Origin of the sequence: Thalassospira sp. MCCC 1A01428 (assembly GCF_002115825.1) — a bacterium.
Lineage (GTDB): Bacteria > Pseudomonadota > Alphaproteobacteria > Rhodospirillales > Thalassospiraceae > Thalassospira.
In genome coordinates this window covers 1-876 of the sequence record NZ_JFJZ01000141.1, presented here as the reverse complement: position 1 = coordinate 876, position 876 = coordinate 1, and the positions used below count along the sequence as shown (strand labels likewise).

General features: G+C 52.4%; 1 pseudogene. It reads right to left on the bottom strand.

The features are described from left to right. Positions 1-830: pseudogene (locus THS27_RS26280) on the bottom strand (hypothetical protein); the annotation flags it as partial. Positions 831-876 lie beyond the last annotated feature (46 nt).

Sequence of the window (876 nt, the reverse complement as noted above, 5' to 3'; positions counted from 1 at the left end):
ACGACATAGCGTTTTTCCGTTAAGCCATCGGCAAGGGGAATATCTTCATCGCTAATATTAGCGGACGCAATCAGGTCATCGTCATCAACATCATCCCGGGCAGCATCAACACCAAGCGGGATCGTGATATAGTCGGCAACGCACAACCCCCAATTATTGCTATAACCCCGCTCGCCCGTGCGGGGGTCTAAAATATCATTTTTACCCTTGACCATACATTTGATCTGGGGAATCCCGGATGCATAAATTTTTGTATCCCATCCCAGAATGCAATACAGCTTTGCACATCCAAGCTGACAGTGATCATTAGACCATTCGGAATGATAAGACCGCATCGCGGCTAATAAATCCGCATCGCCATCATCAGTGCCGTTGCCCTTATAGATTGTCGCAAAGTCGCGGTATTTGCCATCTGCCTCACCTGATCTTGCCCCCGACAGCACAACAGTATCACCGAAATACACATCGCCGATTTCTTCAACCGAATGCCCGGCCAGCGTAATCAGAACATGCAAATACCGCTTGTTACCCGTCACCGCCAAATAGGTAATCGGGCCGGAAACGATGGTTTCACCATAGACAATCCTGCGCGATGTGATCGCCTGCTTGATCATTTGGCTATGGCCGCCAACATCAGCCAAACCCGCCGATTTCGGCTTTTTTGCAAAAATCATCGCCCCGGCATAAGATATGGCCGCACCGACAATGGCACCAAGCGCAGCCGCCGCCGCGGCATACCCGCCAAGCGCTGCAATAACCGCAGCCGATGTCGCAACCGCATTTGCCGCTGCCGCCGCTGCTACCGCTACCGCTACCGCTACCTGTGGCATGTTTCAAACCCTCCAGGCACGCTGCCCATCTTGCAAGGGCACATAA